Source organism: Streptomyces sp. NPDC046465, from assembly GCF_040646035.1.
Taxonomy (GTDB): domain Bacteria; phylum Actinomycetota; class Actinomycetes; order Streptomycetales; family Streptomycetaceae; genus Streptomyces.
In genome coordinates this window covers 176,305-201,048 of the sequence record NZ_JBEYZK010000009.1, presented here as the reverse complement: position 1 = coordinate 201,048, position 24,744 = coordinate 176,305, and the positions used below count along the sequence as shown (strand labels likewise).

Annotated in this window: 21 protein-coding genes and 1 pseudogene; 10 read left to right on the top strand and 12 right to left on the bottom strand. The window is 70.7% G+C overall.

Annotation, left to right across the window (positions count from 1 at the left end; all coding sequences use genetic code 11):
• Positions 1-158 precede the first annotated feature (158 nt).
• Complete coding sequence (locus ABZ953_RS16330) at positions 159-1,127, top strand: ROK family protein (RefSeq protein WP_361723241.1); 969 nt, start codon at positions 159-161, stop codon at positions 1,125-1,127.
• Positions 1,128-1,154: 27 nt separating this feature from the next.
• Here the strand turns inward: ABZ953_RS16330 and ABZ953_RS16325 are convergent, their stop codons facing one another.
• A complete protein-coding gene (locus tag ABZ953_RS16325) occupies positions 1,155-3,233 on the bottom strand; it encodes an NPCBM/NEW2 domain-containing protein (RefSeq protein WP_361723238.1) in 2,079 nt (692 codons plus the stop codon).
• Between the two features lie 265 nt (positions 3,234-3,498).
• On the opposite strand from ABZ953_RS16325, the gene ABZ953_RS16320 reads away from it, so the two are divergent.
• Positions 3,499-4,767 carry an ABC transporter substrate-binding protein gene (locus ABZ953_RS16320; RefSeq protein ID WP_361723235.1) on the top strand — a complete coding sequence of 423 codons (1,269 nt, stop codon included), beginning with the start codon at positions 3,499-3,501 and terminating at the stop codon, positions 4,765-4,767.
• 116 nt (positions 4,768-4,883) lie between these two features.
• Positions 4,884-5,063 (top strand): annotated as a pseudogene (locus ABZ953_RS16315) (carbohydrate ABC transporter permease); the annotation flags it as partial.
• A 44-nt stretch (positions 5,064-5,107) separates the two neighbouring features.
• On the opposite strand, the gene ABZ953_RS16310 reads toward ABZ953_RS16315, so the two are convergent.
• From ABZ953_RS16310 to ABZ953_RS16300, 3 genes are all read right to left on the bottom strand, one after another.
• Complete coding sequence (locus tag ABZ953_RS16310) at positions 5,108-5,644, bottom strand: DUF4232 domain-containing protein (protein ID WP_361723232.1); 537 nt, start codon at positions 5,642-5,644, stop codon at positions 5,108-5,110.
• A 210-nt stretch (positions 5,645-5,854) separates the two neighbouring features.
• On the bottom strand, positions 5,855-7,198 hold the full coding sequence (locus ABZ953_RS16305) for a low temperature requirement protein A (RefSeq protein ID WP_361723229.1): 1,344 nt from the start codon (positions 7,196-7,198) through the stop codon (positions 5,855-5,857).
• Positions 7,199-7,248: 50 nt separating this feature from the next.
• Entirely contained in the window at positions 7,249-7,689 is a 441-nt protein-coding gene (locus tag ABZ953_RS16300; protein ID WP_361723226.1) for an STAS domain-containing protein, read from the bottom strand.
• A gap of 356 nt (positions 7,690-8,045) precedes the next feature.
• On the opposite strand from ABZ953_RS16300, the gene ABZ953_RS16295 reads away from it, so the two are divergent.
• Positions 8,046-9,086 carry an NUDIX domain-containing protein gene (locus ABZ953_RS16295; protein WP_361723223.1) on the top strand — a complete coding sequence of 347 codons (1,041 nt, stop codon included), beginning with the start codon at positions 8,046-8,048 and terminating at the stop codon, positions 9,084-9,086.
• 72 nt (positions 9,087-9,158) lie between these two features.
• On the opposite strand, the gene ABZ953_RS16290 is transcribed toward ABZ953_RS16295, so the two are convergent.
• Positions 9,159-10,514, bottom strand: coding sequence for a dipeptidase (locus ABZ953_RS16290; RefSeq protein ID WP_361723220.1), 1,356 nt, complete (start codon positions 10,512-10,514; stop codon positions 9,159-9,161).
• Between the two features lie 135 nt (positions 10,515-10,649).
• On the opposite strand from ABZ953_RS16290, the gene ABZ953_RS16285 reads away from it, so the two are divergent.
• Complete coding sequence (locus tag ABZ953_RS16285; RefSeq protein ID WP_361723217.1) at positions 10,650-11,852, top strand: geranylgeranyl reductase family protein; 1,203 nt, start codon at positions 10,650-10,652, stop codon at positions 11,850-11,852.
• Here ABZ953_RS16285 and ABZ953_RS16280 read toward each other — a convergent pair.
• Positions 11,849-12,316 (bottom strand): nitroreductase family deazaflavin-dependent oxidoreductase, encoded by a 468-nt coding sequence (locus tag ABZ953_RS16280; protein WP_361723214.1) that lies wholly within the window; start codon positions 12,314-12,316, stop codon positions 11,849-11,851. The genes ABZ953_RS16285 and ABZ953_RS16280 overlap by 4 nt on opposite strands.
• A 194-nt stretch (positions 12,317-12,510) precedes the next feature.
• On the opposite strand from ABZ953_RS16280, the gene ABZ953_RS16275 reads away from it, so the two are divergent.
• The 3 genes from ABZ953_RS16275 (at position 12,511) to ABZ953_RS16265 (ending at position 15,309) form a co-directional block, all read left to right on the top strand.
• The gene (locus ABZ953_RS16275; RefSeq protein ID WP_361723211.1) at positions 12,511-13,218 is read left to right on the top strand and encodes a TetR/AcrR family transcriptional regulator; all 708 of its coding nucleotides are present in this window, start codon (positions 12,511-12,513) and stop codon (positions 13,216-13,218) included.
• Between the two features lie 184 nt (positions 13,219-13,402).
• Complete coding sequence (locus ABZ953_RS16270) at positions 13,403-14,647, top strand: sensor histidine kinase (protein ID WP_361723568.1); 1,245 nt, start codon at positions 13,403-13,405, stop codon at positions 14,645-14,647.
• Entirely contained in the window at positions 14,644-15,309 is a 666-nt protein-coding gene (locus ABZ953_RS16265; RefSeq protein WP_361723208.1) for a response regulator transcription factor, read from the top strand. The genes ABZ953_RS16270 and ABZ953_RS16265 overlap by 4 nt, the downstream gene beginning before the upstream one ends.
• Before the next feature lie 100 nt (positions 15,310-15,409).
• Here the strand turns inward: ABZ953_RS16265 and ABZ953_RS16260 are convergent, their stop codons facing one another.
• Positions 15,410-16,915 carry an MFS transporter gene (locus tag ABZ953_RS16260; RefSeq protein ID WP_361723205.1) on the bottom strand — a complete coding sequence of 502 codons (1,506 nt, stop codon included), beginning with the start codon at positions 16,913-16,915 and terminating at the stop codon, positions 15,410-15,412.
• Between the two features lie 88 nt (positions 16,916-17,003).
• Here ABZ953_RS16260 and ABZ953_RS16255 point away from each other — a divergent pair, with 88 nt between their 5' ends.
• Positions 17,004-17,399, top strand: a complete 396-nt coding sequence (locus ABZ953_RS16255) for a MarR family transcriptional regulator (protein ID WP_361723202.1) — start codon at positions 17,004-17,006, stop codon at positions 17,397-17,399.
• A 27-nt stretch (positions 17,400-17,426) separates the two neighbouring features.
• Here ABZ953_RS16255 and ABZ953_RS16250 read toward each other — a convergent pair whose 3' ends face one another.
• The 4 genes from ABZ953_RS16250 to ABZ953_RS16235 form a co-directional block, all read right to left on the bottom strand.
• Positions 17,427-18,707, bottom strand: coding sequence for an alpha/beta hydrolase (locus tag ABZ953_RS16250; RefSeq protein ID WP_361723199.1), 1,281 nt, complete (start codon positions 18,705-18,707; stop codon positions 17,427-17,429).
• A gap of 57 nt (positions 18,708-18,764) precedes the next feature.
• On the bottom strand, positions 18,765-19,688 hold the full coding sequence (locus tag ABZ953_RS16245) for an alpha/beta hydrolase (protein WP_361723196.1): 924 nt from the start codon (positions 19,686-19,688) through the stop codon (positions 18,765-18,767).
• A 201-nt stretch (positions 19,689-19,889) separates the two neighbouring features.
• The gene (locus ABZ953_RS16240) at positions 19,890-20,630 is read right to left on the bottom strand and encodes a maleylpyruvate isomerase family mycothiol-dependent enzyme (RefSeq protein ID WP_361723193.1); all 741 of its coding nucleotides are present in this window, start codon (positions 20,628-20,630) and stop codon (positions 19,890-19,892) included.
• 52 nt (positions 20,631-20,682) lie between these two features.
• Positions 20,683-21,924, bottom strand: coding sequence for an MFS transporter (locus ABZ953_RS16235; protein WP_361723190.1), 1,242 nt, complete (start codon positions 21,922-21,924; stop codon positions 20,683-20,685).
• 224 nt (positions 21,925-22,148) lie between these two features.
• Here ABZ953_RS16235 and ABZ953_RS16230 point away from each other — a divergent pair, with 224 nt between their 5' ends.
• On the top strand, positions 22,149-23,411 hold the full coding sequence (locus tag ABZ953_RS16230) for an ROK family protein (protein WP_361723187.1): 1,263 nt from the start codon (positions 22,149-22,151) through the stop codon (positions 23,409-23,411).
• 21 nt (positions 23,412-23,432) lie between these two features.
• Here ABZ953_RS16230 and ABZ953_RS16225 read toward each other — a convergent pair whose 3' ends face one another.
• Positions 23,433-24,683: an MFS transporter gene (locus ABZ953_RS16225; RefSeq protein ID WP_361723184.1), complete on the bottom strand. Its 1,251-nt coding sequence runs from the start codon at positions 24,681-24,683 to the stop codon at positions 23,433-23,435.
• Between the last annotated feature and the right edge of the window lie 61 nt (positions 24,684-24,744).

The following is a 24,744-nucleotide window of genomic DNA, read 5'->3' as shown; positions in this document are numbered from 1 at the left end:
TGGTCCACGGGGTCCCCACGGAACGTCCACGCTTCTTGCACGAGGGCCGTCCATGAGCATGTCGCGTCGAGCATAGGGCCTGGACAACGTTGTCAGATGCAGGGGAGACTGACCTTCGCACTCTCCGGCCTGCCGATACACCAGGAGACCCGACACAGATGCACATGGACCTCGTCGCCGCACTCGACATCGGCGGCACCAAGATCGCCGCAGCCCTGGTGGACGGCCGTGGCCGGATCCTCCTGCGCGCGCAGCGGCCGACCCCCGCGCGCGAGGACGGCGACACGGTGATGCGGGCGGTCGAGGAGGTCCTGGGTGAGCTGACGGCGGGCGAACCGTGGGGCCGGGTCACGGCCGTGGGCATCGGCAGCGCGGGCCCCGTCGACGCGTCGGCCGGCACGGTCAGTCCCGTCAACGTCCCAGGCTGGCGCGGCTACCCGCTCGTCGACCGGGTGCGCGCGGCCACCGGCGGCCGCCCCGTCGCCCTCGTCGGCGACGGTGTGGCGATGACCGCGGCGGAGCACTGGCAGGGCGCCGCCCGCGGCCACGACAACGCCCTGTGCATGGTCGTGTCGACGGGCGTCGGCGGCGGACTCGTCCTGGGCGGCAAGCTGCACCCGGGCCCCACCGGCAACGCGGGCCACATCGGCCACATCAGCGTGGACCTCGACGGCGACCCCTGCCCGTGCGGTGCGCGCGGCTGCGTCGAGCGGATAGCCAGTGGCCCGAACATCGCGCGCCGCGCCGTGGCGAACGGCTGGGCACCGGGCCCCGACGGCGACACCTCCGCGGCGGCCGTGGCGACCGCCGCACGCGCCGGGGACCCGGTCGCGGTCGCCTCCTTCGAGCGGGCGGCGCAGGCGCTGGCCGCGGGCATCGCCGCCACGGCGACGCTCGTCGAGATCGACATCGCGGTGATCGGCGGGGGAGTGGCGAAGGCGGGCGACGTCCTCTTCACACCGCTCCGCAAGGCCCTGCGGGACTACGCCACGCTGTCCTTCGTCCAACGCCTCACGGTGGCACCCGCACTGATGGGCACGGACGCGGGCCTGGTGGGAGCGGCGGCGGCCGCGCTCGACATCGAGCCGAGCGCGACCATACGGCTGCGGTCCGCGGTGGGAGGCTGAGCCTTACTCCGAGGGGGAGCGTGGGCCTCAGCAACTCAGCCGGGCCTCCGCCCAGTCGCCGTGATCCGAGTCGACGCCGTCGCCGCCGTCCGTGGCGACCAGGCGTACGACCCGGGCGCCGGTGACATCCGCGGTCAGCTCGCGGGCGGGCATGGCGTTGGTGAGCGCGCCGGTCGAGGCGGCCTTCTCGCCGTCGGCCCAGATCTCGAAGGCGACCGTCCCCTTAGTGCCCTTCTCGTCGTCGACGCCGACCAGCGCGGTGACCTTCTCGCAGGCCGCTCCGGTGTAGTACTCGACGGCGCTCTCCGCGTGCACGCCGAGGCCCTTCGCGTACACCTTCCCGCCGATCGTGATCGGCTTTCCGTCGCCCGGCTGCTGCTCACCGTTGCTGGTGTCGCGCTCAACAGGCCCCCAGCCGTTGGTCGTCGACAGCCACGGCAGGCCGCTCAGCGACGAGCTGCCCGCGGGCGGCGCGACGACCACCCGTGAGGTGAGCGGCAGCGCCTGCTCGACGCGTGCGCCCTTCGGCGAGCGGTACGTGGCCTTGAGGCTCATCTCGTACGGTCCCGGCCTCGCGTCCGCGGGCGCGGTGACCGACCAGGACGTGGCGAGTGTCCTGCCGGTCCGCAGTGAGCTCGCCGTGCTCGGCGAGGTGGCCCGCACGGCCCATCCCGCGGGGGCGCCGAGCGATACGGAGACCCGCTGGGCCGTCGACCGGCCGAGGTCGGTGACCTCGGAGGTGACCTTCGCGGTCTTGCCCGCTTCCACCAACAGGCCGCCCTTCAGGCCCAGTTCGGCGGCAGGCGGGTGATGTGACCACTGACCGTCGGCAGCCACGCGCAGCAGCACCGTGCCGTGGGCAGGGACGGTCGCCGCGATCCGGCCCGCCGTGTCGTAGCTCTTGTGCTGCCACAGGTCGCGCAGCGTGTACGCGTCGGCGCCGGGCAGTCCGACCGCCTTCGCCGTCGTCGCGACGGACTGCGGGCTGCCGGTCTCGTTGAACAGGGCGACGGCGCGGCTGCCGTCCTTCATCTCCTTGGCGACGACCCAGCGGCCGCCCTCCGAGGAGACGACCTCGCCCTGCTTGCCGAGCGGGTCCTGGTCGACGGCGATGACTTCTTCGTTGCCGAGGATCTCGAAGGTCGCGGCGGTGGCTTTGCGCAGGTCGGACCCGATGAGCAGCGGCGCTGCCATGATCGACCACATCGAGAAGTGCGTGCGGTACTCGGTGTCCGTCATGCCGCCGTTGCCGACCTCGAGCATGTCCGGGTCGTTCCACCGACCGGGCCCCGCGTGCTGCGCGAGCGGCAGATTCTGCTTCATGATCGACAACATGGAGCCCCAGTCGTCGCTGATGTCGCCGGTGGTGCGCCACAGGTGGCCGACGTCCGCGGCCCACTCCCAGGGCTTGTTCTCACCCCATTCGCAGATGCTGTAGACGATGGGCCTGCCGGTGGACCCGGCGGCCGCCTTGAGCGCGTCGCGCATCGCGATGTACCGCTGCTTCGCGTCGACACCTTGGTTGTTGCAGTTGTCGTACTTGAGGTAATCGACACCCCAGTCGGCGAACTGCCGCGCGTCGCTGCGCTCATGGCCGAGTGCGCCGGGGAACCCGGCGGAGTTACAGGTCTTCGTGCCCGCGCTGGTGTAGATGCCGAGCTTGAGCCCCTTGGAGTGCACATAGTCGGCAACCGCCTTGATTCCGTCGGGGAATCGCGCGGGGTCGGGAACCAGCCTGCCGTTCGCGTCACGTTTCGGCAGTGCCCAGCAGTCGTCGAGATTGACGTACTGGTACCCGGCCTCCTTGAGGCCTTTCTCGACGAAGAGGTCGGCGATCCCCTTGACCATCGCTTCGTCGAATTCGGCCCTGCAATGGGTGGAGTTCCAGTTGTTGAATCCCATGGGCGGGGTGAGGGCGAGTCCGTCCGGGGGCCGCACGCCGGGATCGACGGCGACCGGGGATGGGGCCGCCGGGCCGGTGGTCTCACGTGCCGCGGCGGGCGTGGCGGGCGTGGCGGGCGTGGCGAGCCCGGCGGCGCACAGCAGGGCGGCGGTCAGCGATCCGACCACTCTTCGGCGGGTGGTGCTGGCGGGGAGTTGACGCATCGTTACGTTCCTCCGTACTCGCGGAAGATGGGGGGTTTGCATGCACGTGTCAGACGCGCGCTTACGGTAGGGCTTGTTGGACTCTGTTGGAAGAGGAGCGGTACTGGTTCGGTCGCCTGGCGCCGGAACCCTTGACGGCGGTACCGCTGGCGAGTGAGATCCAACCCTCGCGTTCGGTTGTGTTCGGTTGAACCCCGAGGAGGGGGACGTGGCACAGTCATCGTTCAGCGGATCAGTCCCGCCGAGAGGTGTGACGGGACATCGGATGTCCCGGCGCAATCTTCTGCGCGGCACCGCCGTCGGCGCCGGAGCGGTCACACTTCCCGCGCTGCTCAGCGCCTGTGGCGAGAAGCCGGGTGGCAAGAAGAAGGAAGTCACCATGGGCTCCAACTCCTCGGACGAGGTGCCGAAGGAGGCTTTCCAGGACGCCTTCGACGCGTACGAGAAGAAGACCGGGAAGACGGTCGAGGTTCACACCACAGAGCACAACGAATTCCAGCAGAACATCACGCGCTATCTGCGCGCCACGCCCGACGACGTCTTCATGTGGTTCGCCGGATACCGCATGCAGTACTTCGCCGAGAAGGATCTCCTGGTCGACATCAGCGACGTGTGGAAGGGCTTCCGCGGCTTCTCCGCGGCGCTGAAGGAACAGTCCACGCACCAGGGCAAGCAGTACTTCGTGCCCTACTACTACTATCCGTGGGCCGTCTTCCACCGCAGGAGCCTCTTCGAGAAGCACGGATACGAACAGGCCAAGACCTGGGACGAGTTCATCGCCCTCGCCAAGAAGATGCACAAGGACGGAATTCCCGTCGCCTTCTGCGACAAGGACGGCTGGCCCGCGATGGGGACCTTCGACTACATCAACCTGCGCCTGAACGGATACGGTTTCCACAAGAGCCTGATGGCGGGCGGGGAGGCCTGGACCGGCACCAAGGTCAAGAAGGTGTTCGACCTGTGGCGCGAACTCATGCCGTACTACCAGAAAGGCGCGCTCGGCCGCACCTGGGAGGAGGCCGGGCGGGGCCTGCAGCGGCGCAAGACGGGCATGGCCGTCTTCGGCATGCCGCACCCGGGGCAGCAGTTTCCCGAGAACGAGCGCGACGACATCGACTTCTTCGCCTTCCCGGAGATCGACCCCGAGCACGGACGGGACGCGGTGGAGGCGCCCGTCGACGGATTCCTGATGGCCGGGAATGCCAAGAACAAGGACGCGGGCAAGGCCCTCCTGAAGTGGCTGGGCACCCCCGCGGCCGAGGACGTCTATCTGGCCGGCGACCCGAACAACGTGGCCGTCAACGACGGCGCCGACACCTCCACGTACACCCCGCTGCAGAAGAAGTCCGCCGAACTGGTCTCGGGCGCCCGGCAGATATCGCAGTTCCTGGACCGCGACACCCGCCCCGACTTCGCACAGACCGTCATGATCAAGGCGCTTCAGGACTTCATCGACGACCCGAAGAACGTCGACGGCCTGGTCAACAGCATCGAACGGCAGAAGAAGGACATCTTCTCGCAGGACGTCGGCTGACGATGAGCCGGCCGACCGGCACCACGCGAAGGCCGGGCGTGCGGCGTCCGACCCGCTTCACTCGCCGTGACAGCGCCGTCCTCGGCGTGCTCCTGGGCATTCCCGTCCTGATCGAATCCAACCCCGACAAACTCCCGATCACGTCCTCGCTGAACAATCTGCGCGGCCAATTCTTCACGGACTACAACCTGCTGGCCGCAGGCTCGGTCCTGGTGGCCCTCCCGACGGTCCTCGTCTTCCTCCTGCTGCAGCGGCACTTCATCGCGGGGCTGACGCTGGGGGCGGGGAAGGGCTGACCGGCTCCCCGTTCGCGTGTGCGGGGAGCCGGTCCTACCCGAGGTCAGCTGCTGAAGGGGACGGCGTCGGCCGGGTCGGCGTGCCAGTTGGTGGAGATGGGCTTGTCGATCAGGGTGGGGCTGGGGAGGCGGAGGGCGACGGTGTTGCCCTCATCGCCGGCCACGGCGAGGAAGAGCCGGCCGAGCTCGGTGCCGTAGTCGTCGTTGGTGGTCTTGGGGTTGATCCCGGCATAGGCGGCGGTGGACCCGGAGAGCTTGACGCTGTCGGTGACGGCCTGCTCGGCGGGGGTCACCTGGGTGTCGGCGGAGGAGCCGAAACCGGCGGAGGGGAAAGTGCCTTCCAGATAGCAGGTGATGCCGGGTCTGGCCTTGGCGGTGATGAGGAAGTAACCACCGGCCTGGGTCTCCTCGGTGAGCTTGAAGGTCAGGTCGCCGGTGCCGCAGGCCAGCCCGACGGCGTGGCTGCTGCCCTGACCGCCGCCGATGGCGAGAGCGGTGGCGGTACCGGCGGCGGTGAGGGCGGCCGCGGCGACGGCGGTGACGAGAAGGCGGGTGGAACGGGTGGCAAGGCGCGAACGCATCGATAACTCCAGGGGTGGGAACAGGAATCGGTATCGCCCGGCGGGCTGCTCGGGCTGCTCGGGCTGACCACAGCGTGTGCCGCAACCCGTCCCGCTCACCACCCGCAACCGGCATTACGGAACGCCGGGACGCTGGAACGGCCCCTGACCAGCGAGGACGTCGATGTCCTGGAACGCGCGACTGGAACGCGCGACTGGAACGGCGAGCCGTCAGCGCCCCTCCGGCCCCGGCGGCGACCCCTGCGCACGGAGTTGTTCCAGCATCCGCTGCTGGTGGCGGTGGCCGACCGTCTCGTAGCCGATGACGGTGACGAAGGGGGCGACCATCACGATCAGCAGGCACACCGCGATCGCGACGCCCGCCGCGGCCAGCAGGACGGCCGCGAGCAGCACGGCGAGCGTCAGCGAGATCAGGAGCAGATGGAAGCGGTCGGCCGCGGACAGGAGCAGGGTGTGCAGCAGATAGACCATCAGCAGGTAGAGGCCGACCGGAATGGCCAGGGACAGCACGACGGCGACGTCACCGAGTTCGGAGTGATGCTCCAGCCGCAGGCCCGCCACGTGCAGTCCCGCGCCGGCGCCGGCGATCCCGATGAACAGCGGAATGTGGCCGTAGCCGAAGAGGTACCCGCGGCTGCGGCGGTGCACGAGGACGTCGCCGAACGGCGTGGCGAAGTACACCCACCACATGCCGAAGGTCAGCCCGACGCCGGCGATGACGACGGCGACCGCGTTCCCGCTCCAGTCCGTCCCGTCCGCGCCGCCCAGGAGGTCGCCCGAGGAGGCGACGGTGCCGACGACGCCCTCGCCGAGCACGATGATCGCGAACAGGCTGTAGCGCTCCGCGACGTGGTGGGGGTGCCAGGGGGTCCCGCCCGCGCTGCCCTGCGTAAGCACCGGAAGGACGAGTTCCAATGCGCCGAGCACGACGAAGGCGATGAACACGGCGGCGAGCGGCAGCCGGGTGAAGGCGACGACGACCCAGCCGATCTGGGCGATCACGGTCCAGCGGATGTTCGCCATACAGACGCGGTGATACGAGGGTGACTGCCGGCCGGCGCGCCACCACTGGAGAATCATCGCGACGCGCATCACGACGTACCCGATCACCATCACGCGCAGCTCGAGGTGGACTCCCTCCTCGACGGAGTGGAACATCGCCGGCAGGCCGAGCGAGAACACGACGACGCCGATCATCTGCAACATGGTCAGGGCCCGGTAGAGCCAGTCGTCGGTGCCGAAGGCGGAGGCGAACCAGCTGAAGCTGATCCAGGCGACGCTGATCGCGAACATCGCCAGCACGAAGGCGGTGACGGCCTGTCCCGGATGCCCCTCGCCCACCATCTCGGCGAACCGGGAGGCCGCCGTCCCCACCGCGACCACAAAGGTGAGGTCGAACAGCAGCTCCAACGGAGACGAGGCCCGCCCCCGCTCTCCCGGATCACGTCCCGTCATGGGCACCATGCTGTGCGCCAACTTGCCGGTACTGCTGCCGGTACTGCCGCTGGTACCGGTGCTCGCGCCGGTATCGGCAGGGCGTGCGGAGTCATTCATGGGCAGCATTATGTTGGCTGCCCTCCACCAATCCGGTGAGCCCTGCCGACTCAGTTCTCCGTGTTCTGAGGGTTCCGGGGGGACCGGGACTCCTCGGAGTTCTCGGGGCCCGCCGGCTGCTCCGCGAGGGCCGCGCTCAGCGTGGGCACTGGTTCCAGCAGCGTCGTGAGGCGGGTGACGCGCAGCATGCGCAGCATCAATGGCTGGGCGCAGACGAGGCGCATGTGGGCGCCTCTTGCGGTGACCCGGCGGCGGATCCGCATCAGCAGGGAGAGGCCGGAGCAGTCGAGGAAGTCGACCTGGGTGAGGTCGACGATCACGACGGGCTCGGGTCCCGCCGCCACGGCGTCCAGCAGCGGTGCCGACCCGCTGAAGGCCACGAGGTCGATGTCTCCGTGCAGTTCGACCACGACCGCGTGGCCGTACCCGTACACCCGCGGCGGTCGGCCGGAGTCCTCGCACGTGTATTCGCTCAGTGTTTCCTGCCGCATAAATCCCCCAGCGCCGGGGCCGGAGCGCTTCGAAGAAGCGCGGCCCTACCGAAGTGGCCGTTGCCAAAGTCACCGGGGGCCGGGGTGTCTGCCGGGAAACGCTAGCGGGGACGGGGGCTCCCCGGGGTGAGGGAACGATTCATGCAAGGACTTCACCACGCGATGGGGTGAAGACGGGGAATCTGACTTGACGTGATGGCCCTGCATCGGGCAGAGGAGCCGGAATGCTGGCGGGACGGCCGTTTCAGGCGCCGTGACATCCGTGCGCCGGCGGCGATTCCGCTCCCATCAGCGCCTGGTTTCCATGGCAGGGTGTTACGGGCAAGCCACAGGGGGCCAACAGAAGAGGGGGAACCGTGATCGTCTGGATCAACGGCACGTTCGGTGCGGGCAAGACCAGCGCCGCACGGGAACTGATCGAGCTGATCCCGAACAGCACACTCTTCGACCCCGAGGTCATCGGCGGCGCGCTCCCGCACCTGCTGCCGTCCAAGCGCCTCGACGAGGTGAGCGACTATCAGGACCTGCCGATCTGGCGCCGCCTCGTCATCGACACCGCCGCAGCCCTGCACGCCGAGGTGGGCGGCATCATCGTGGTGCCGATGACGCTGCTGCGCCAGGAGTACCGCGACGAGATCTTCGGCGGTCTCGCCGCCCGCAGGATCCCCGTGCGCCACGTGCTTCTCGCCCCGGACGAAACGATCCTGCGCGAGCGAATATCGGCCCGCGACGTACCACCGGACCTGCCAGGAGACCTGCGCGTGCGCCAGTGGTCCTTCGACCACATCGAGCCCTACCTCGCGGCGCGCGCCGCCTGGCTCGACGCCGACGCCCACCGCATCGACACCAGCGCCCTCACTCCGTACGGGACCGCCGAACGCGTCGCCGAAGCCGTCCGCACCGACACCGCCTCCGTCTGCGACATCGTGCAGACGCCGGAGCCCACATCCGAGACCCTCGCCGCCGGTGTGCTGCTCTTCGACGAGCACGACCGGGTCCTGCTCGTCGACCCGACGTACAAGGCGGGCTGGGAATTTCCGGGCGGCGTCGTCGAGCCCGGCGAGGCACCCGCGCGCGCGGGCGTACGCGAGGTGGCGGAGGAGACCGGCATCCAACTGGCCCACACTCCCCGCCTGTTGGTCGCCGACTGGGAAGCACCGCAACCGCCCGGCTACGGAGGGATGCGATTCCTCTTCGACGGCGGCCACCTCGACGGCGACGAGGCCCGCCGCATGCTTCTGCCCGGACCGGAACTGCGCGGCTGGCGCTTCGTCACCGAACAGGAAGCCGCCGAGCTGCTCCCCGCCGTACGGTACGAACGCCTGCGCTGGGCGCTGCGCGCACGTGAACGCGGGGCCTCCCTCTACCTGGAGGCGGGCGTCCCCCTCAGCGGATAGCGGTGCGCCGATGCGCCGATACCGCTGGAGCCATGGGGAGCGGGACGGGCGACCTCGCCCGTCCCGCGCCGGTCAGCTCGCCGCGTACTTCCGCAGGAACAGCGCCTCGGCCACCGACAGACGCTCCAGCTCCTGCGGCGAGACGCTCTCGTTCACCGCGTGGATCTGCGCCTCCGGCTCGCTCAGGCCGATCAGCAGGATCTCCGCGCGCGGGTAGAGGGTCGACAGGGTGTTGCAGAGCGGGATCGAACCGCCCTGGCCCGCGTACTGCATCTCCTCGCCCGGGTAGGCCTCGCCCATCGCCTCGGCCATCGCCGCGTACGCCGGGCTCGTCGTGTCCGCACGGAACGGCTGCCCCTGCCCGACCTGCTCCGTCCGCATCCGCGCACCCCACGGAGTGTGCGCCTCCAGGTGGGCCCGGAGCAGCTTCGTCGCCTCGGCGGCGTCCACGCCCGGCGGCACCCGCAGGCTGATCAGCGCCCGCGCGCTCGCCTGCACCGACGGCGTCGCACCGACCACCGGCGGGCAGTCGATGCCGAGGACCGTGACGGCGGGGCGCGCCCAGATGCGGTCGGCGACCGAGCCCTCACCGATCAGCTCGACGCCGTCGAGGACCTTGGCGTCCCGGCGGAAGTCGGCCTCCTCGTACCGCAGCCCGTCCCAGACGGTGTCGCTCGTCAGACCGTCGACCGTCGTCGACCCGTCCTCGGCGCGCAGCGAGTCAAGGGCACGGACCAGCGCCGCGAGGGCGTCGGGGGCGGCGCCGCCGAACTGCCCCGAGTGCAGGTTCCCTTCGAGGGTGTCCACGCTGGCGCGGACCAGCGTCATGCCGCGCAGCGTCGACGTGACCGTCGGCAGGCCGACCCGGAAGTTGCCCGCGTCACCGATGACGATCGTGTCGGCCGCGAGCAGCTCGGGGTGGTCCTCCGCATACCGCTCCAGGCCGCCGGTGCCCTGCTCCTCCGAGCCCTCCGCGATCACCTTCACGCTCACGGGGACGCCGCCGTTCGCCTTCAGGGCGCGCAGCGCGAGCAGGTGCATGATGACGCCGCCCTTGCAGTCGGCGCTGCCCCGGCCGTACCAGCGGCCGTCGCGCTCGGTCAGCTCGAAGGGCGGGGTGGCCCAGGCGGCTTCGTCGAGCGGCGGCTGCACGTCGTAGTGCGCGTAGAGGAGCACCGTCGGGGCGCCCTCGGGGCCCGGCAGGAAGCCGTACACCGACTGCGTGCCGTCCGGGGTGTCGAGCAGTGCGACGTCCTCGAAGCCCTCGGCGCGCAGGGCGTCCGCCACCCAGCCGGCCGCGGCCTCGCTCTCGCTCTTCGGGAACTGAGCGAAGTCCGCCACCGACTTGAAGGCCACCAGTTCGGTGAGCTCCGCCTTCGCCTTCGGCATCAGTGAGGCGACGGTCTCGGCGATCGGATCCGGCGACATGGGCACGCTCCTCGTAGGTGCGACGTTGTACGTGTGGGTAGATGTGATCCTCCCACAGGAGGGACCCGTGGGCCTCCGCCGTAGGATGCCTGGGGACAACGCGGCCAACAGCGGGATCAGGAGCGGTAGACCAACGTGAGCAGCGAGAACTCAGCGGACGACACCCGGTACGTGTGGGACGTCGTCGTGGTCGGAGCCGGCCCCGCGGGGGCCTCGGCGGCCTATGCGGCAGCGGTCGCCGGACGCACGGTGCTCCTCCTGGAGAAAGCCGACATCCCCCGCTACAAAACGTGCGGCGGTGGCATCATCGGCCCCTCGCGCGACTCCCTGCCGCCCGGCTTCGAGCTGCCCCTGCGGGACCGGGTGCACGCGGTGACGTTCTCCCTCGACGGCAAGTTCACCCGCACCCGCCGCTCCCGGCAGATGCTCTTCGGGCTCATCAACCGCCCCGAGTTCGACCAGCAGCTCGTCGAGCACGCGCAGAAGGCGGGCGCCGACCTGCGCACCGGAGTCACGGTCGCGCGCGTGGAGCAGCACGGCCCCGACGTGCCCGACCGCCGCACGGTGGCCGTCGTGCTGCAGGGCGGCGAGACCGTCCTCGCCCGCGCCGTCGTCGGTGCCGACGGCAGCGCCAGCCGCATAGGCGCACATGTCGGCGTGAAGCTCGACCAGGTCGACCTCGGTCTCGAGGCCGAGATTCCGGTGCCGGAGACCGTCGCCGAGGACTGGGCGGGGCGGGCGCTCATCGACTGGGGCCCGATGCCGGGCAGTTACGGCTGGGTCTTCCCCAAGGGCGACACCCTCACCGTCGGCGTGATCTCCGCGCGGGGCGAAGGCGCGGCCACCAAGAGGTACTTGGAAGACTTCATCGCCCGGCTCGGCCTCGCCGGGTTCGAGCCCAGCGTCTCCTCCGGGCATCTGACGCGCTGCCGCAGTGACGACTCGCCGCTCTCGCGCGGCCGGGTCCTTGTCTGTGGCGACGCCGCGGGGCTTCTGGAGCCGTGGACCCGCGAGGGCATCTCCTTCGCGCTGCGCTCCGGCCGGCTCGCGGGGGAATGGGCGGTGCGGATCGCCGAGGCGCACGACGCGGTGGACGCCCGCCGTCAGGCCCTGAACTACGCCTTCGCCATCAAGGCGGGGCTCGGCGTGGAGATGAGCGTCGGCCGCCGCCTGCTGAAGGCCTTCGAGCGCCGCCCCGGCGTGCTGCACACGGCGATCACGGGCTTCCGCCCCGCGTGGAACGCCTTCGCGAAGATCACGCGCGGTTCGACGACGCTGGGCGAGCTGGTCCGCACCCACCCGATGGTGGGCCGCGCCCTGCAGGGGCGTGAGCGCTAGACAGTGATGCGGAAGACGGGGTGGTCCGGTGCCGCCGCCAGGATCTCCGCGTCGGAGGACTTGGCGGTCACGCCCTGGAAGTACTGGTTGACCTCCCACCCCCACTGCTCCAGGTAGCCGCGCAGGAGCGGCACCTTCTCGGCGTCGGGCAGCTCCACTGCGGTGAACGTCCGTACCTTGCGCCCCACCCGCAGCTCCCCTCCGCCGGCCACGCGCATGTTGCGCACCCACTGGGAGTGCCCGCGCGCCGACACGAGGTACTGCCCCCGGTCGGCGTCATGCGTATACGGGTTGACCGGGACGCGCTGCATCTTGCCGCTCTTGCGGCCCTGTACGGAGAGCTCGGCACTGCCCATCAGGCTGACGCCGTGCCGCGCCAGCCAGCCGACCACGCCATTGAAGCGGATGTTGAGGCGGCTGCCCTTGAGGTAGTAGGGGGAGGGAGAGGCGGGTGTCGACGACATGGTGGGCTCCCGGGGGCTTTGGAAGGCGGATGTTCTTCTGGACTTCGAGAGCGCTGCTCTCGCTTGAGAACAGTGTGCACCGGATCGACGATCCAAAGCAAGAGCACTGCTCTCGATAATGCGCACCCAACCCAAAGCGAGTGCGCCGCTCCAAACCGTGCTCACCGATCCCGCCCCGTGGCACACTGGCCCACATGACCAGCAACGCCAGCGTCACCAAGGGAGCCCGCGCCCGCGCCCGCGAAGAAGTCACCGCGGCGATCAAGGACGAGGCCCGCAGACAGCTCGCTGCCGAAGGCGCCGCCAAGCTCTCGCTGCGGGCCGTCGCACGCGAGCTCGGCATGGTTTCCTCCGCGCTCTACCGCTACTTCCCCAGCCGCGACGACCTCCTGACCGCCCTCATCATCGACGCGTACGACTCCCTCGGCTCGGCCGCCGAAACCGCGCACGCGGGCGTCTCCGGTGAAGAGCCCCTTCGCCGCTGGACCGTGATCTGTGAAGCGGTGCGGGGCTGGGCGCTGGAGCATCCGCACGAGTACGCGCTCATCTACGGCTCGCCCGTGCCCGGGTACAGCGCGCCGGAGTCGACCGTCCGGGCCGCCGCGCGCGTGGGGCAGTTGCTCATCGACGTCGTGCGCGACGCTCATCAGGGTCGAGGGGTCGCCGTCCAGCCACTGCCCGGCGAGCTGCGCACCGAGGGGGAGCGGCTCGCGGCCGAGTTCGCGCCGGATCTGCCTCCGGCGGCGATCACGGCGATGGTCGCGGCGTGGGCGCAGCTCTTCGGGCTGGTGGGCTTCGAGGTGTTCGGGCAGTTCAACAAGCTCGTGGAGGAACGCTCGGCGTTCTTCTCGCACGCGGTGCGGCAACTCGCCCATGGTGTAGGCCTGTTGCCGCAGGGCTGATGAGGCCACGCGCCCCGGGGGTCGGCGTCCCGCCGCTACCCGCGTTGCTACTCCCACGGGAGTACACGTGATCACCACGCCCGTCGGACGCCCGCGGGTGCCGTCGCGGTCTAGCGTGACCGCCATGGACGAGCAGCGCGAACGCAGGCCGGGCGGCCCACCCCCGGTGTGGGGCGGACCGCCGATGTGGCGGCAGGGGCCGCCCTGGTGGAACGCCGGGGCCGAGGAGGGAACGAGGCGTCGGCTGCCCTGGCTGACGACCTTCGTGCTCACCGTGTTCGTGCAGATCGGGTCCGGCTTCGCCGAGCACGGTCAGGGGGGCCGCGAACACCTGACCCCCTTCGCGAGGGCGCTGTTGTTCCTGGCCACGGCGGTCCTCGTGCTGCGCCACCGCTACCCAGCGCCCGTCATGTTCGCCACCGCGGGGGCCACGCTGGTCTACATCGGTGCCGGGTTCCCGTACGGGCCGATCTTTCTGGCTGTCGCGGTGGGCTGCTTCGCCGCCGTCGTCGCGGGCCACCGGCGCGTGGGCTGGGGCGCCGTGGGCGGGCTCTGGGTCGGGCATCTGCTGATCGCACACTGGCTCTACCGTTGGCTGCCACCCACTGATGACGGTGCCCGTCCCTGGAGCCAGGAGATCGTGGTCGCCGTCTGGGTCGTGGCGATCGTCGCGGTGTCCGAGCTGGGCCGCGTACGCCGTGAACAGTGGGTCAAGGAGCGCGCCGAGCGCGCTCAGGCCGCCGAGCGGCGCGCGGGCGAGGAGCGGCTGCGGATGGCGCGGGAGCTGCACGACGTTCTCGCGCACAGCATCTCCGTCATCAACGTGCAGGCCGGCGTCGGCCTGGCCCTGCTCGATTCCGACCCCGAACAGGCCCGCACGGCTCTGACCACCATCAAGGCGGCGAGCAAGGAGGCGCTGGGCGAGGTACGCCAGGTACTGGGCACCCTGCGCGCCCCCGGTGCCGCACCTCGCGCCCCGGCGCCCGGCCTCGACCGCCTGCCGGAGCTCGTCGAGCAGGCGGGAAGCGCCGGACTGACCGTCGACGTCACCACCGAAGGTGCCCCCGCGAAGCTGCCGCCCGGCGTGGACCTCGCCGCGTTCCGCATCATCCAGGAGGCGTTGACGAACGTCGTACGGCACTCGGGGTCACGCCACGCGCGCGTGCTGGTGCGCCATGACAAGGCCTCGCTCACGCTGCGCATCGACGACGACGGGCCCGCCACCGGCACCGACGCGGGCGGCAGCGGCAACGGACTGGCCGGAATGCGGGAGCGTGCCGCCGCCCTTGATGGCACGATCGAGGCGAACCCGCGGCCGGACGGCGGCTTCCGCGTGACCGCCGTGCTGCCCCTGGTGGCGGGCGTGGGCGCGCGCATGGAAACGGGCCGGGATCCGATGCGTCGTACCGCACCTCAGGAGGACCAGTGATCCGCGTACTGCTCGCCGACGACCAGTCTCTCGTCAGGGCAGGCTTCAAGGCGCTGCTCGGCGCGCAGCCCGACATCGAGGTCGCCGGGGAGGCCGCAGACGGCGAGGAAGCGGTGCGGATGGTGCGGGAACTGCGCCCCGACGTCGTCCTGATGGACATCCGTATGCCGCTGCTCGACGGCCTCGCCGCCACCCGGCGTATCACCGATGAGCCAGGTCTGGCCGACGTGAAGGTGGTCATGCTCACCACCTTCGAACTCGACGAGTACGTCTTCGAGGCGATCCGCTCCGGAGCCTCCGGCTTTCTGGTCAAGGACACCGAGCCGGACGAACTGCTGCGCGCGGTGCGGGCGGTGGTCGCGGGCGACGCGCTGCTGTCCCCCGGGGTGACACGCCGCCTCATCGCCGAGTTCGCGGCCCGCTCCAAGGAGCCCGCGGCAGCCGACGGGCTCGGTGAACTGACCGAGCGGGAAAGGGAAGTGATGGCCCTGGTCGGCATCGGGCTCTCGAACCAGGAGATCGCCCGACGCCTGGTGGTCAGCCCGCTCACCGCCAAGACGCACGTCAGCAGGGCGATGGTGAAGCTGGGCGCCCGGGACCGGGCCCAACTCGTCGTACGCGCCTACGAGTCGGGCCTGGTCCGCCCCGGCTGGCTGGGCTGACGGACCGCGCGCCGGTGCCGGTGGGTGCGAGTGTACGGTGCGGGCTTTCCGGTGGGCAGGCAACTGCCCACCGGAAGCCGGGTGTTGAAGGTTCCGTGGGTCAGTCCCGGGCGGCCAGGGACTCACGCTCCGCGGCCTGAGGCGCGGACTTCGTGACGACGACCGTCTCCTGTGTGCGCCGCGTCCGCAGTCCGGTGAGGGTGATGAGGAGCCCGGCGACCGCGATGGAGGTCACCACGATGAGGCCGGGTCGGAAGCTGTCGAGGACTGCCTGCGGCGACGGGGGAGTGCCGGTTGTGGTGCCCTCGTCGTGGGAGGAGGCGGTGACCACGGCCGTGACGACGGCCAGGAAGATCGCGCCGCCCACCTGGATCGAGGTGTTGAGCAGGCCGGACACCATGCCCTGCTCGTCGTCGTGCACGCCGTTGGTGGCCTGGATGTTGAGCGAGGGGAAGACCAGGGCGCACGCGAAGCCGAGCAGGATCATCGACGGCAGGACGACGGAGGCGTACGCGGGGGTGAGGCTGATCCGCAGGAAGAGCACGTAGGAGGCGACGAGCAGCACGAACCCGACCGCGATGACGCGTGGCGTGCCGAACCGGTCGATCACCGAGCCGACCTTCGTCGACGACAGGGCGACGAGGGCGCCCGCGGGCAGGAAGGCGAGCGCGGTCTGCAGGGCGGACCAGCCGAGCAGGGACTGGAAGTACTGCGTCGCGAGGAACTGGAAGGAGACGTATCCGCCGAAGAACGTCATCGCGCCGAGCTGGGCTCGTAGTTGGGGCCCGGAGCGCAGCACGCCGAGACGGATCAGCGGGCTCGCGGCGCGCAGCTCGATGCGGATGAAGGCGGTGAGCAGCACGGCGGCGACGAGGAACGACAGGAGCGTGCGGGCCGACGCCCAGCCTGCTTCGGGCGCCTCCACCACGGTGAAGACGAGGAGCAGCATCGCGGCCGTGCCGGTGATGGCGCCGGGCACGTCGTAGCCGCCCTTGTTCTTCTCGCGGGCGCTGCGCGGGATCAGCTTGACGCCCGCGATCAGCGCGAGGACCGCGATCGGCGCGGGCAGCAGCATCGTCAGGCGCCAGCTGACCTCGGTGAGCAGGCCGGAGAGGACGAGGCCCATGGAGAAGCCGGTGGCGGCGCAGGTGGTGTAGATGGTGAGGGCGCGGTTGCGGACCGGGCCCTCGGCGAACGTCGTGGTGATGATGGAGAGGCCCGCGGGCGCCGTGAACGCGGCGCTGAGTCCCTTGATGAAGCGGCTGGCGATCAGCAGCGGTCCCGAGTCGACGAATCCGCCGAGCAGCGAGGCGAGCGCGAAGACGGCGAGCGCGATCAGGAAGACGCGGCGGCGGCCCAGCAGATCGGCCGCGCGTCCGCCGAGGAGCAGCAGCCCGCCGTAGCCGAGGATGTAGCCGCTGACGACCCACTGCAGGGTCGAGGTGCCGAGGTTCAGTTCGGAGCCGATGGAGGGCAGGGCGACGCCGACCATCGATACGTCGAGCGCGTCGAGGAACATCGCGGCGCAGAGTACGAGGAGGGTGCCCCACAGGCGTGGGGTCCAGCGCTCCGGGGACGCGGAGACAGCTGTGAGCGGAGAGGTCATGGGCAGTAATGTATATGTGCATGCATTGAATGCAAGCGCATTTAATGACGGTGCAACAAAGGGGAGGATTCTGCTACCGTGCCGTCCCATGGCGGGTAAAACGGCCGACCAGGGCCTGGTGGATCAGTGGCGCGGCATCCTCGCGCTGCATGCGCGCACGCTGTGCGAACTCGACCGTGAGCTGCACCCGCACGGCGTGGGGGCGAGCGACTTCGAGGTGCTCGACGTACTGGCCGAGGGGCCGTCGGACGACGGCGGCTGTACGTTCCGCGTGCAGGAGATCTCCGCGCAGGTCCATCTGAGCCAGAGCGCCCTCTCCCGCCTCATCGGACGTCTGGAGAAGGACGGCCTCGTGGAGCGCGGGATGTGCAGCGAGGACCGTCGCGGCGTACGCGTCTCGCTCACCGACAAGGGGCGCGCGCTCCACGGTGAGGTGCGGCCCCTGCAGCGGGCGGTCCTCCAGCGGATGCTCGACGGAGCCTAATGCGGGGGCCGCGGAGACGGCCGTCGTTCAGGGAGTGTCGGCGGTGACGTCCACCTTCGTGATGGCCGCGTCGGGATGCCGCGCCCCCGTCAGTACCTGGTCCTGCCGGGTGTCGCCGAGGAGATGGCGACGGAAGAAGGCATCGAGGTAGGTGGCGGCGACATGGCGCTGCTGCGGCTCGGTGAGCTGCCTGGCCGGCGCCGCACCCTCACGGTCAGTGCACTGCCCGGGGTGTTCTTTCACCGGCACGGCATCGTCGGCGGCTGCGACCTGACGGCTCCGCGGCGACCACTGCGTGTTGAAGTAGTTGTGATTCGCCCCGTGGATCGCGAACCGGTAGAAGCCGCTTCGGTTCCCCTTCGCCGCGTCGGCCGCGAACCAGAGTGCCTCGCTGCCGACCTGTCCGTCGCATGTTCCCCGGAAGGTGGCGAAGGGGGTCTTGGTGATCGTGTAGTTGGACATGTCCTCCGTCATCACGTTGTAGGCGGGTGCCAGCGCCGCCACCGCCTTGACGTCGACGCCCTTGGGCCACTGCCCCCGATGGCTGTCAGCCGCCTGCCAGGTGACCCCGGCTCCCGCCCTGGAATGCCCCATGATCCCCACGTTGCCCATGTCCAGGTGGTGGGCGAAGCCGACGCGTCGCGCCGCTCCGGTCGCCGGGTCGGTGAATTTCCCGGCGAGCTCACCCTTGCCCTTGGAGCTGAGCTCCTGCCACATGCGCAGATGCCGGTTGAGGAGATCCGCCCGCGCGGCAGCGTTGTCATCGCCCGTCACAGAGGAGGCGTTGATGCCGTTGGCGCCGACCGAGACCACGACAAATCCCTGTCCGGCCAACGTCCGGGCGAGGTAGTCGTACCCGAGCTCATTGGGCAACGCGGGTGTCCCCGGTGCGCACGGCCAGGCGGTCAGCTTCGCATTGGCGGCTTCATACGCGGCGTCGTCACCATCGCGCTCGGCAGCCGTGCGCGCGGCGTCGGCCTTTCGGTCGGCGCAGGTCTCGTGCAGCCCGTGCATCATCACGATCAGCGGATGCCGCCCCGTGCCCAGGTCGGCGGGGTAGTGCACCAAACCGGTCAACTCGCCCGGTTCGCCCGTCTGCGGCAGCTGCCAGGCCGCGTCCCCCAAGTCGTAGCGGACCGTCTTTGTGGTCCCGGAGGAAGACACCGGGCTCCGTCCCGTCGCCTCGTGCGCTTCCACGGCGCCCGCCGTGGACGTATACGTGAAGGCGGCTGCGGCCACGGACAGCGCCGCCGCCGACAGGCCCAGCAGGCGAACCGAAACCCTCGTGCGCTTGTGTCGCTTCAACATGTTGTCTCCATCCGTAAGTACTACGAGGGGCCTGAGGGGGGCAAAGTGACTGCTTCCTCAACGGGAGGCGTCGTAGGAATCCACCACGAACGAGATGACCCGGTCCTCCAACGCGGCCCCTGAGGCACCGGCCCGCCTGATCATGTCTGTTCCGTGGAACCCGCTCTTGTCGATGACGAGATCCTTCTTGTGGGCAGCGGAGGCCGCGTGGACCTCTCGGACCTGCTTCTCCACCGCGCCTTCCATGTCACCGGGCGACACCACCAACAGCGTCGGAACCTTCAGCTTCCGCACCGCCGCCACCGCATCGGCCCCGGGGCCGCACCGGGCAGGCGAGGACATCATCAGAAGGCCCACCACTCGCAAAGGCGTGTCCACGCCGGCGACAGCCGCCGTCGTACCGCCACATGACGCGCCCGCCAAGAACACCCTCTTCGCACCGACACGGCGCAGTTCGGCCAGTCCGGCCCGGGCGTCGCGGTCTTTGTGCTCGTTGATGGCCACGTGCTCGGACGCGCCGTGATCGCGGTACTCGGGGATCACCACGTGGTAGCCGCGCTTCGCCAACTGCCGCCCGATGTCGACGAACGAGCAGATGTTGTAGCCCTGCTCGTGATCCAGCAGAACACCGTCGGGCCCGTCCCCCAGGACCAGCGCCGACAGATGCACCCCGTCGCTGGTCGTCAGCGTGGTGGCCTTGCTCCTCAGATCCTTCGGCACACACGTGTTGACGCGATGCCCCCGGGCCGTGCGCACGGTCCGGTCGGGCCAGCTCGGCTTGTACGAGACCGGCTTGTGATCCGGCGGCGGTGCGGGAGCGCGGCTCCCTGTCCCGGACGGCGTCGGGGTGGAGTCCATCGACGCTCCCGCCCCCGCCCCTGCCTCGGCGTCACGCGTCGGCTTGTCAGCCGGGCCCGAACAGCCCGACATCAGGCCCAGACAGCCCAGCGCGACAGCGGCGACGACTCTGACTCTCAGCACTGTCTTCCTGTCTTCCTCAGATCTCACCTGCACGTCGGTGTCCCGTACACAGGCAGGGCACACGTGTCCCGTGCCAGGACGGAACATCCCCTCACGACCTGACAGACGTGTGGGCCTGCCCGAGGTTGCAGGGCGCTGCCGACGATCTCTCCTCCGGGGGTGGGTACCTGGACCTGTCGCACGGCACAGGCCCGAGGGCGCTCAGCCCATGACGATCGAGGACCGCTCCCGCCACAGCGCCGCCACCGAGCGGTCGCCCGTCACCTGCGGGAGCGGCAGGCGGTTCCACAGCGCCAGATAGAGGCGTGCGGCCTGCCCCGACACCTCGCAGTCGGCGGGCGCCGTCGCGCCGCGCTCCGTGACCGGCGGCCCGTCGGAGAGGCGTACGGTCCACGTCCCGCCCGGCGCGTCCGTGGCCCGGACCCGCAGCACCCGCGGCTCCTCGCTGTGCACCCGGCTCTGCTTGCGCGCGTGGAAACCGAGCAGCAGCTCCTCGATCCCGTCCACGGCGAACTCGACGCCGACCGGTGACGGTGTGCCGCCCCGCGCGGACTCGGCGTCCATCCGGTGGACGGTCGTCTCGTTGGCCTGGCGCCGGGCCCAGAAGGCCAGCGGGGAAGGGGCGGGCAGGAACGCCCAGCACTCGACGTCGGGCGGGGCGGAGGTGAGGGTCGCGACGAGCGTGGCGTGCCCCTCGCGGAACCACTCGACGAGCGCGTCCCCGTCCAGGTCGGGGAGTTCGCCGCCGAGCCGGTACGAGGTGCGCCGCTCGGTGATGAAGGCGGCGGCCCAGCGGTGCACCATCCCCGTGTGCTTCAGCAGGTCCCGCACCTGCCAGTCGGGGCAGGTGGGGACCTTGGCGTCGGCTCCGGCCGCCGCGGCGGCCGCGGCCAGCAACCGGCCTTCCCGCTCCACCACTTGGATGTGCTCGGAAATATCCATGCGGCAGATTGTGTCGGACGCAGGGCCCTCGAACCGGAGCCTCCGCATGATGTCAGGCCGTTTCCGTACGCTCCGTACGCTCTGTACGACGGGTCGCGAAGCCGATCACCGACGCGACGGCGGCGAGCAGGGCGACGCTCGTGAGCGCCGTGGGCAGCGAGTACCAGTCCGCCATGAACCCGATCAGGGGCGGCCCGACCAGCATGCCGCCGTAGCCGAGCGTCGAGGCGGCGGCGACCCCACCGGGCCCGGCGAGGTTGCCCGCCCGCTCGATCGCCACCGGGAAGATGTTGGCCAGTCCGAGTCCCGTCACCGCGAACCCGGCCAGGGCGAGGCCCGTCGAAGGGGCGAGGGCGCCGAGCAGCATGCCGACGCACGCCGTGGCGCCGCCGCCGACCACGGTGCGGGTCCTGCCCAGTCGTTCGAGGAGCGCGGTGCCGGAGAGCCGGCCGATCGTCATGGCGAGGGCGAAGCACGAATAGGCGGCGGCCGCGATGCCCGGGTGTGCGTGCAGGTCCTCCTCCAGGTGGAGCGGGCCCCAGTCCGCGATGGCGCCCTCGCCGTACGCGGTGCAGAGCGCGATGAGCCCGAAGACGATGACGAGCCCGCGGGTAGGGCGAGCCATGCGGCGCTTACCGCCAGGCTCCTGCGGGTCCGAGGCGGGGGCGGTCTCGCGAAGCCGGGGCGAGGCTCCGTACCGCAGCAGGGCGGGCGCCGCCGATGCGGTGATCGCCAGGCCGACGACGGTGATGCCGAGCAGGTGGGGGGTGGGGGAGAGGTGCCCCGCGACCAGGCCGCCGAGGCCCGAGCCGAGCATGCCGCCCAGGCTGAACGCGGCGTGGAAGCTGGGCATCACCGGCCGCCGCAGCGCCCGCACGAGATCGACGGCGGCGCTGTTCATCGCGACGCTGATGCCGCCGTACGAGGCCCCGAAGAACAGCAGCACCAGTCCCAGCACGAGGACCGAGCTCGTCAGCGGCGGCAGCGCGACGCTCAGCGGCAGCGTCACCGCGCAGACCACCGTCATCGGGATGCTGCCGTAGCGCCTGCAGAGGCGTCCGGTGAGCGTCATGGTCACGACGGCCCCGGCGGAGACCGCGAGCAGCGCGAGCCCGAGTTGGCCCGCCGACGCCCCCGTCTGTTCCTTGATGGCGGGGATGCGGACGACCCAGCCGGCGAAGACGAAGCCGTCGAGGGCGAAGAAGACGGTGAGGGCGATGCGCAGTCGGCGGAGGTCGAGGTCGCGTTCGGTGGGCCGCGGCGCTGCGGTCCCGAGTTTGTTTAGTAGCGGCACAAAGTCAGAGTAGAGGTGTGCGGGGGTGACGTTCAAGACGGTTGCGGACGGCGCAGGGGACGTGCCGGGGGAGGTGCGCGCGCATGCCCACGGCAGTGGAACGCGGAACCGGTCACGTGGAACGCGGAACCGGTCACAGGGAACGCGGAACCGGTCACAGGGAGGAACGGGCGGATGACGGATGAACGGCGAGGCCAGGCACGGATCATGGGAGACTCGCCCTCATGAACGGCAAGGCTGACCCCCGTTCCGAGGGGGATGTGACCGCGCGTACCCGCCTGGAGCGAGGGCGCGGCGCGCTGGGTCCCGCGCTCGAACTGGTCCACACGGGGCGCGCTCCCACGCGTGCCGTGCTCACCGCCGAGCTGGGCGTCACACGCGCCACCGCCGGTGCCGTCGCCGCCGAACTGGAGGCGCTCGGCCTGATCCGGATCGACGCGAAGCCCAGCGCGGCCGCGGGCTCGCAGGGGCGGCCGTCGCACCGGCTCGCTGTCGCGGAGGCGGGCCCTGTGGTGCTTGCCGCGCAGGTGCACGCCGACGGCTTCCGGGCCGCGCTCGTCGGGCTCGGCGGCGGCATCGTGGCGACCGCGCCGGGCTGCGAGACCGTCGGCGCCGACCCGGCGCAGGTCCTCGGGGCCGTCGTCGAGGCGGGCGCCGGGCTGCTGCGCGAGACCGGCAGGCGGTGCGTGGGCGCAGGCCTCGCCGTGCCGTCCGCGGTGGCCGAACCGGAGGGCACCGCTCTCAACCCGCTGCACCTGGCGTGGCCCGCGGGCGCGCAGGTCCGCGAGATCTTCGCCGACTGCGTACGGGACGCGGGCATCGCGGGGCCTGCCTTCGCGGGCAACGACGTGAACCTCGCCGCACTCGCCGAGCACCGCCACGGCGCGGGGCGCGGCGCCCGGGACCTGCTGTGCGTGGCGACCGGTCACCGCGGCGTGGGCGGCGCGCTCGTCCTCGACGGCCGCCTGCACACCGGGAGTTCGGGTCTCGCCCTGGAGGTGGGCCACCTCACCGTGAACTCCGAGGGGCGCCCCTGCTACTGCGGCAGCCGGGGCTGCCTGGACGTCGAGACGGACCCACTCGCCTTCCTGACGGAGGCGGGGCGGGAACCGGGTCCGGAGGGGCTGCTCGTACAGGCCTGCGACCTGCTGCGCGGCGCGTACGACGACCCGACCGTACGCACCGCCGCCGAGGCACTCATCGACCGGCTCGGCCTCGGGCTCGCGGGCCTGGTCAACATCCTCAATCCCGACCGGATCGTCCTGGGCGGGCTGCACCGCGCCCTCCTGGAGGCCGACCCGGATCGGCTGCGGGCCGTCGTCGCCGACCGGAGCCTGTGGGGCCGCAGCGGGGGCGTGCCGATCCTGGCGTGCACGCTGGACCACAACAGCCTGGTGGGGGCCGCCGAGCTGGCCTGGCAGCCGGTACTCGACGACCCCCTGGGGGCCCTGGCCCTGGCGGGACCCGAGTCGCGCGTCGGATCGTAGGCGGGCCTTTTGGCGCAGGCCCTAGACGGGCTGGGGTACCTCGTCCCCCGACTCCCGTACGGCGTCGACGGACCCGGTGGTACGCCCGTTGGCCGGGGCCGGGGCCGGGGCCGGGGCCGAGGCCGGGGCCGAGGCCCGGCGGCGCAGCAGATCCGGCACCAGCGAGACGAGGCCGAGCGCGGCCAGCGCGGCGCCGATCCACAGCGGTGCCCGCAGCCCGAACGTGTCGATGGCCGGGCCGCCGACGGAAGTGGCGATGATGATGCCGAGGGTGATGAAGGACGTGTGGACGGTGTTCACCAGCGAGCGCGCGTTACCGACGCGCTGGACGCGGGTCACCAGGGCCGGATTCATGGTGACGCCGACCAGGCCGATGCCCAGCATGAACACGACGGCGGGCACGGTCAGTCGGGCGAAGAGCGCGAATCCGATGAGGAAAGCCAGGTTCAGCGCGAGACCGACGAGCAGCACGGGGATGGTGCGACGGTCGGCGAACCGGCCCACGACGGTGTTGCCGATGACGGTGGCGGCGCCGTACGCGACGAGGAGCAGCGGCACCGTCCCGGTGGAGAAGCCCGTCAGCTCGGTGAGGATCGGGTTGAGGTAGCTGAACGCGGAGAAGGTCGCGCCGATCACGAAGGTGCTGGTGGTGAGGGTGAGCCACAGCCGGGGGTTGCGGAAGGCGCCGAGCTCCTGCCGGAGGCCGCCGCTCTCCGCGCTGTCGCCCTCGGCGCTCGGTACGCCGACGAACGTGGCCGCGGCGGCGAGCGCGGTCAGTACGGTGATCGCCCAGAACGCGGCGCGCCAGCCCAGGTGTTCACCGACGACGGTGGCGAACGGAAGGCCGAGGAGCGTGCCCAGCATCAGTCCGTTGAGGGCCACCGCGACGGCGCGGCCGCGCACTTCGGGCCGGGTGATGCGGGAGGCCAGCGATATGGAGACGCCGAAGAAGGCCTGGGACGCGATGCCGGTGAGCACGCGAGCCGCCAGCATGGTGCGGTAGTCGGGAGCGAGGGCGGCGAGCACGTTGCCCGCGAGGAAAACGCCGAACAGCAGTATCAGGGCGGACTTCTGACGCAACCTCAGCACGGCGACCGTGAGGAAGGGGCCACCGAGTGCCATCGCCGCGGCGAAGGCGGTGATGAGGTAGCCGATCTCCGGGATCGTGGCGTCAAGCCCTTCGGCCATCTGCGGCATCAGTCCTGCGACCACGAATTCACTGGTCACCATGGCGAAGATGCCGAAGGCCAGTACGTATATGGCGCGGGGCATGGCGGGTTCTCCTGTCGGGCGAGTTTCTTGAGCGGTGTTTTGGATAGATCAGTACAAAAAA

What these genes read in the sequence shown, in the direction of transcription:
- ABZ953_RS16330 (WP_361723241.1), top strand. Translation starts at nt 159, where the DNA reads ATGCACATGGACCTCGTCGCCGCACTCGACATCGGCGGCACCAAGATC.
- ABZ953_RS16325 (WP_361723238.1), bottom strand. Translation starts at nt 3,233, where the DNA reads ATGCGTCAACTCCCCGCCAGCACCACCCGCCGAAGAGTGGTCGGATCG.
- ABZ953_RS16320 (WP_361723235.1), top strand. Translation starts at nt 3,499, where the DNA reads ATGTCCCGGCGCAATCTTCTGCGCGGCACCGCCGTCGGCGCCGGAGCG.
- ABZ953_RS16310 (WP_361723232.1), bottom strand. Translation starts at nt 5,644, where the DNA reads ATGCGTTCGCGCCTTGCCACCCGTTCCACCCGCCTTCTCGTCACCGCC.
- ABZ953_RS16305 (WP_361723229.1), bottom strand. Translation starts at nt 7,198, where the DNA reads ATGAATGACTCCGCACGCCCTGCCGATACCGGCGCGAGCACCGGTACC.
- ABZ953_RS16300 (WP_361723226.1), bottom strand. Translation starts at nt 7,689, where the DNA reads ATGCGGCAGGAAACACTGAGCGAATACACGTGCGAGGACTCCGGCCGA.
- ABZ953_RS16290 (WP_361723220.1), bottom strand. Translation starts at nt 10,514, where the DNA reads ATGTCGCCGGATCCGATCGCCGAGACCGTCGCCTCACTGATGCCGAAG.
- ABZ953_RS16280 (WP_361723214.1), bottom strand. Translation starts at nt 12,316, where the DNA reads ATGTCGTCGACACCCGCCTCTCCCTCCCCCTACTACCTCAAGGGCAGC.
- ABZ953_RS16275 (WP_361723211.1), top strand. Translation starts at nt 12,511, where the DNA reads ATGACCAGCAACGCCAGCGTCACCAAGGGAGCCCGCGCCCGCGCCCGC.
- ABZ953_RS16270 (WP_361723568.1), top strand. Translation starts at nt 13,403, where the DNA reads ATGTGGCGGCAGGGGCCGCCCTGGTGGAACGCCGGGGCCGAGGAGGGA.
- ABZ953_RS16260 (WP_361723205.1), bottom strand. Translation starts at nt 16,915, where the DNA reads ATGACCTCTCCGCTCACAGCTGTCTCCGCGTCCCCGGAGCGCTGGACC.
- ABZ953_RS16255 (WP_361723202.1), top strand. Translation starts at nt 17,004, where the DNA reads ATGGCGGGTAAAACGGCCGACCAGGGCCTGGTGGATCAGTGGCGCGGC.
- ABZ953_RS16250 (WP_361723199.1), bottom strand. Translation starts at nt 18,707, where the DNA reads ATGTTGAAGCGACACAAGCGCACGAGGGTTTCGGTTCGCCTGCTGGGC.
- ABZ953_RS16240 (WP_361723193.1), bottom strand. Translation starts at nt 20,630, where the DNA reads ATGGATATTTCCGAGCACATCCAAGTGGTGGAGCGGGAAGGCCGGTTG.
- ABZ953_RS16230 (WP_361723187.1), top strand. Translation starts at nt 22,149, where the DNA reads ATGAACGGCAAGGCTGACCCCCGTTCCGAGGGGGATGTGACCGCGCGT.
- ABZ953_RS16225 (WP_361723184.1), bottom strand. Translation starts at nt 24,683, where the DNA reads ATGCCCCGCGCCATATACGTACTGGCCTTCGGCATCTTCGCCATGGTG.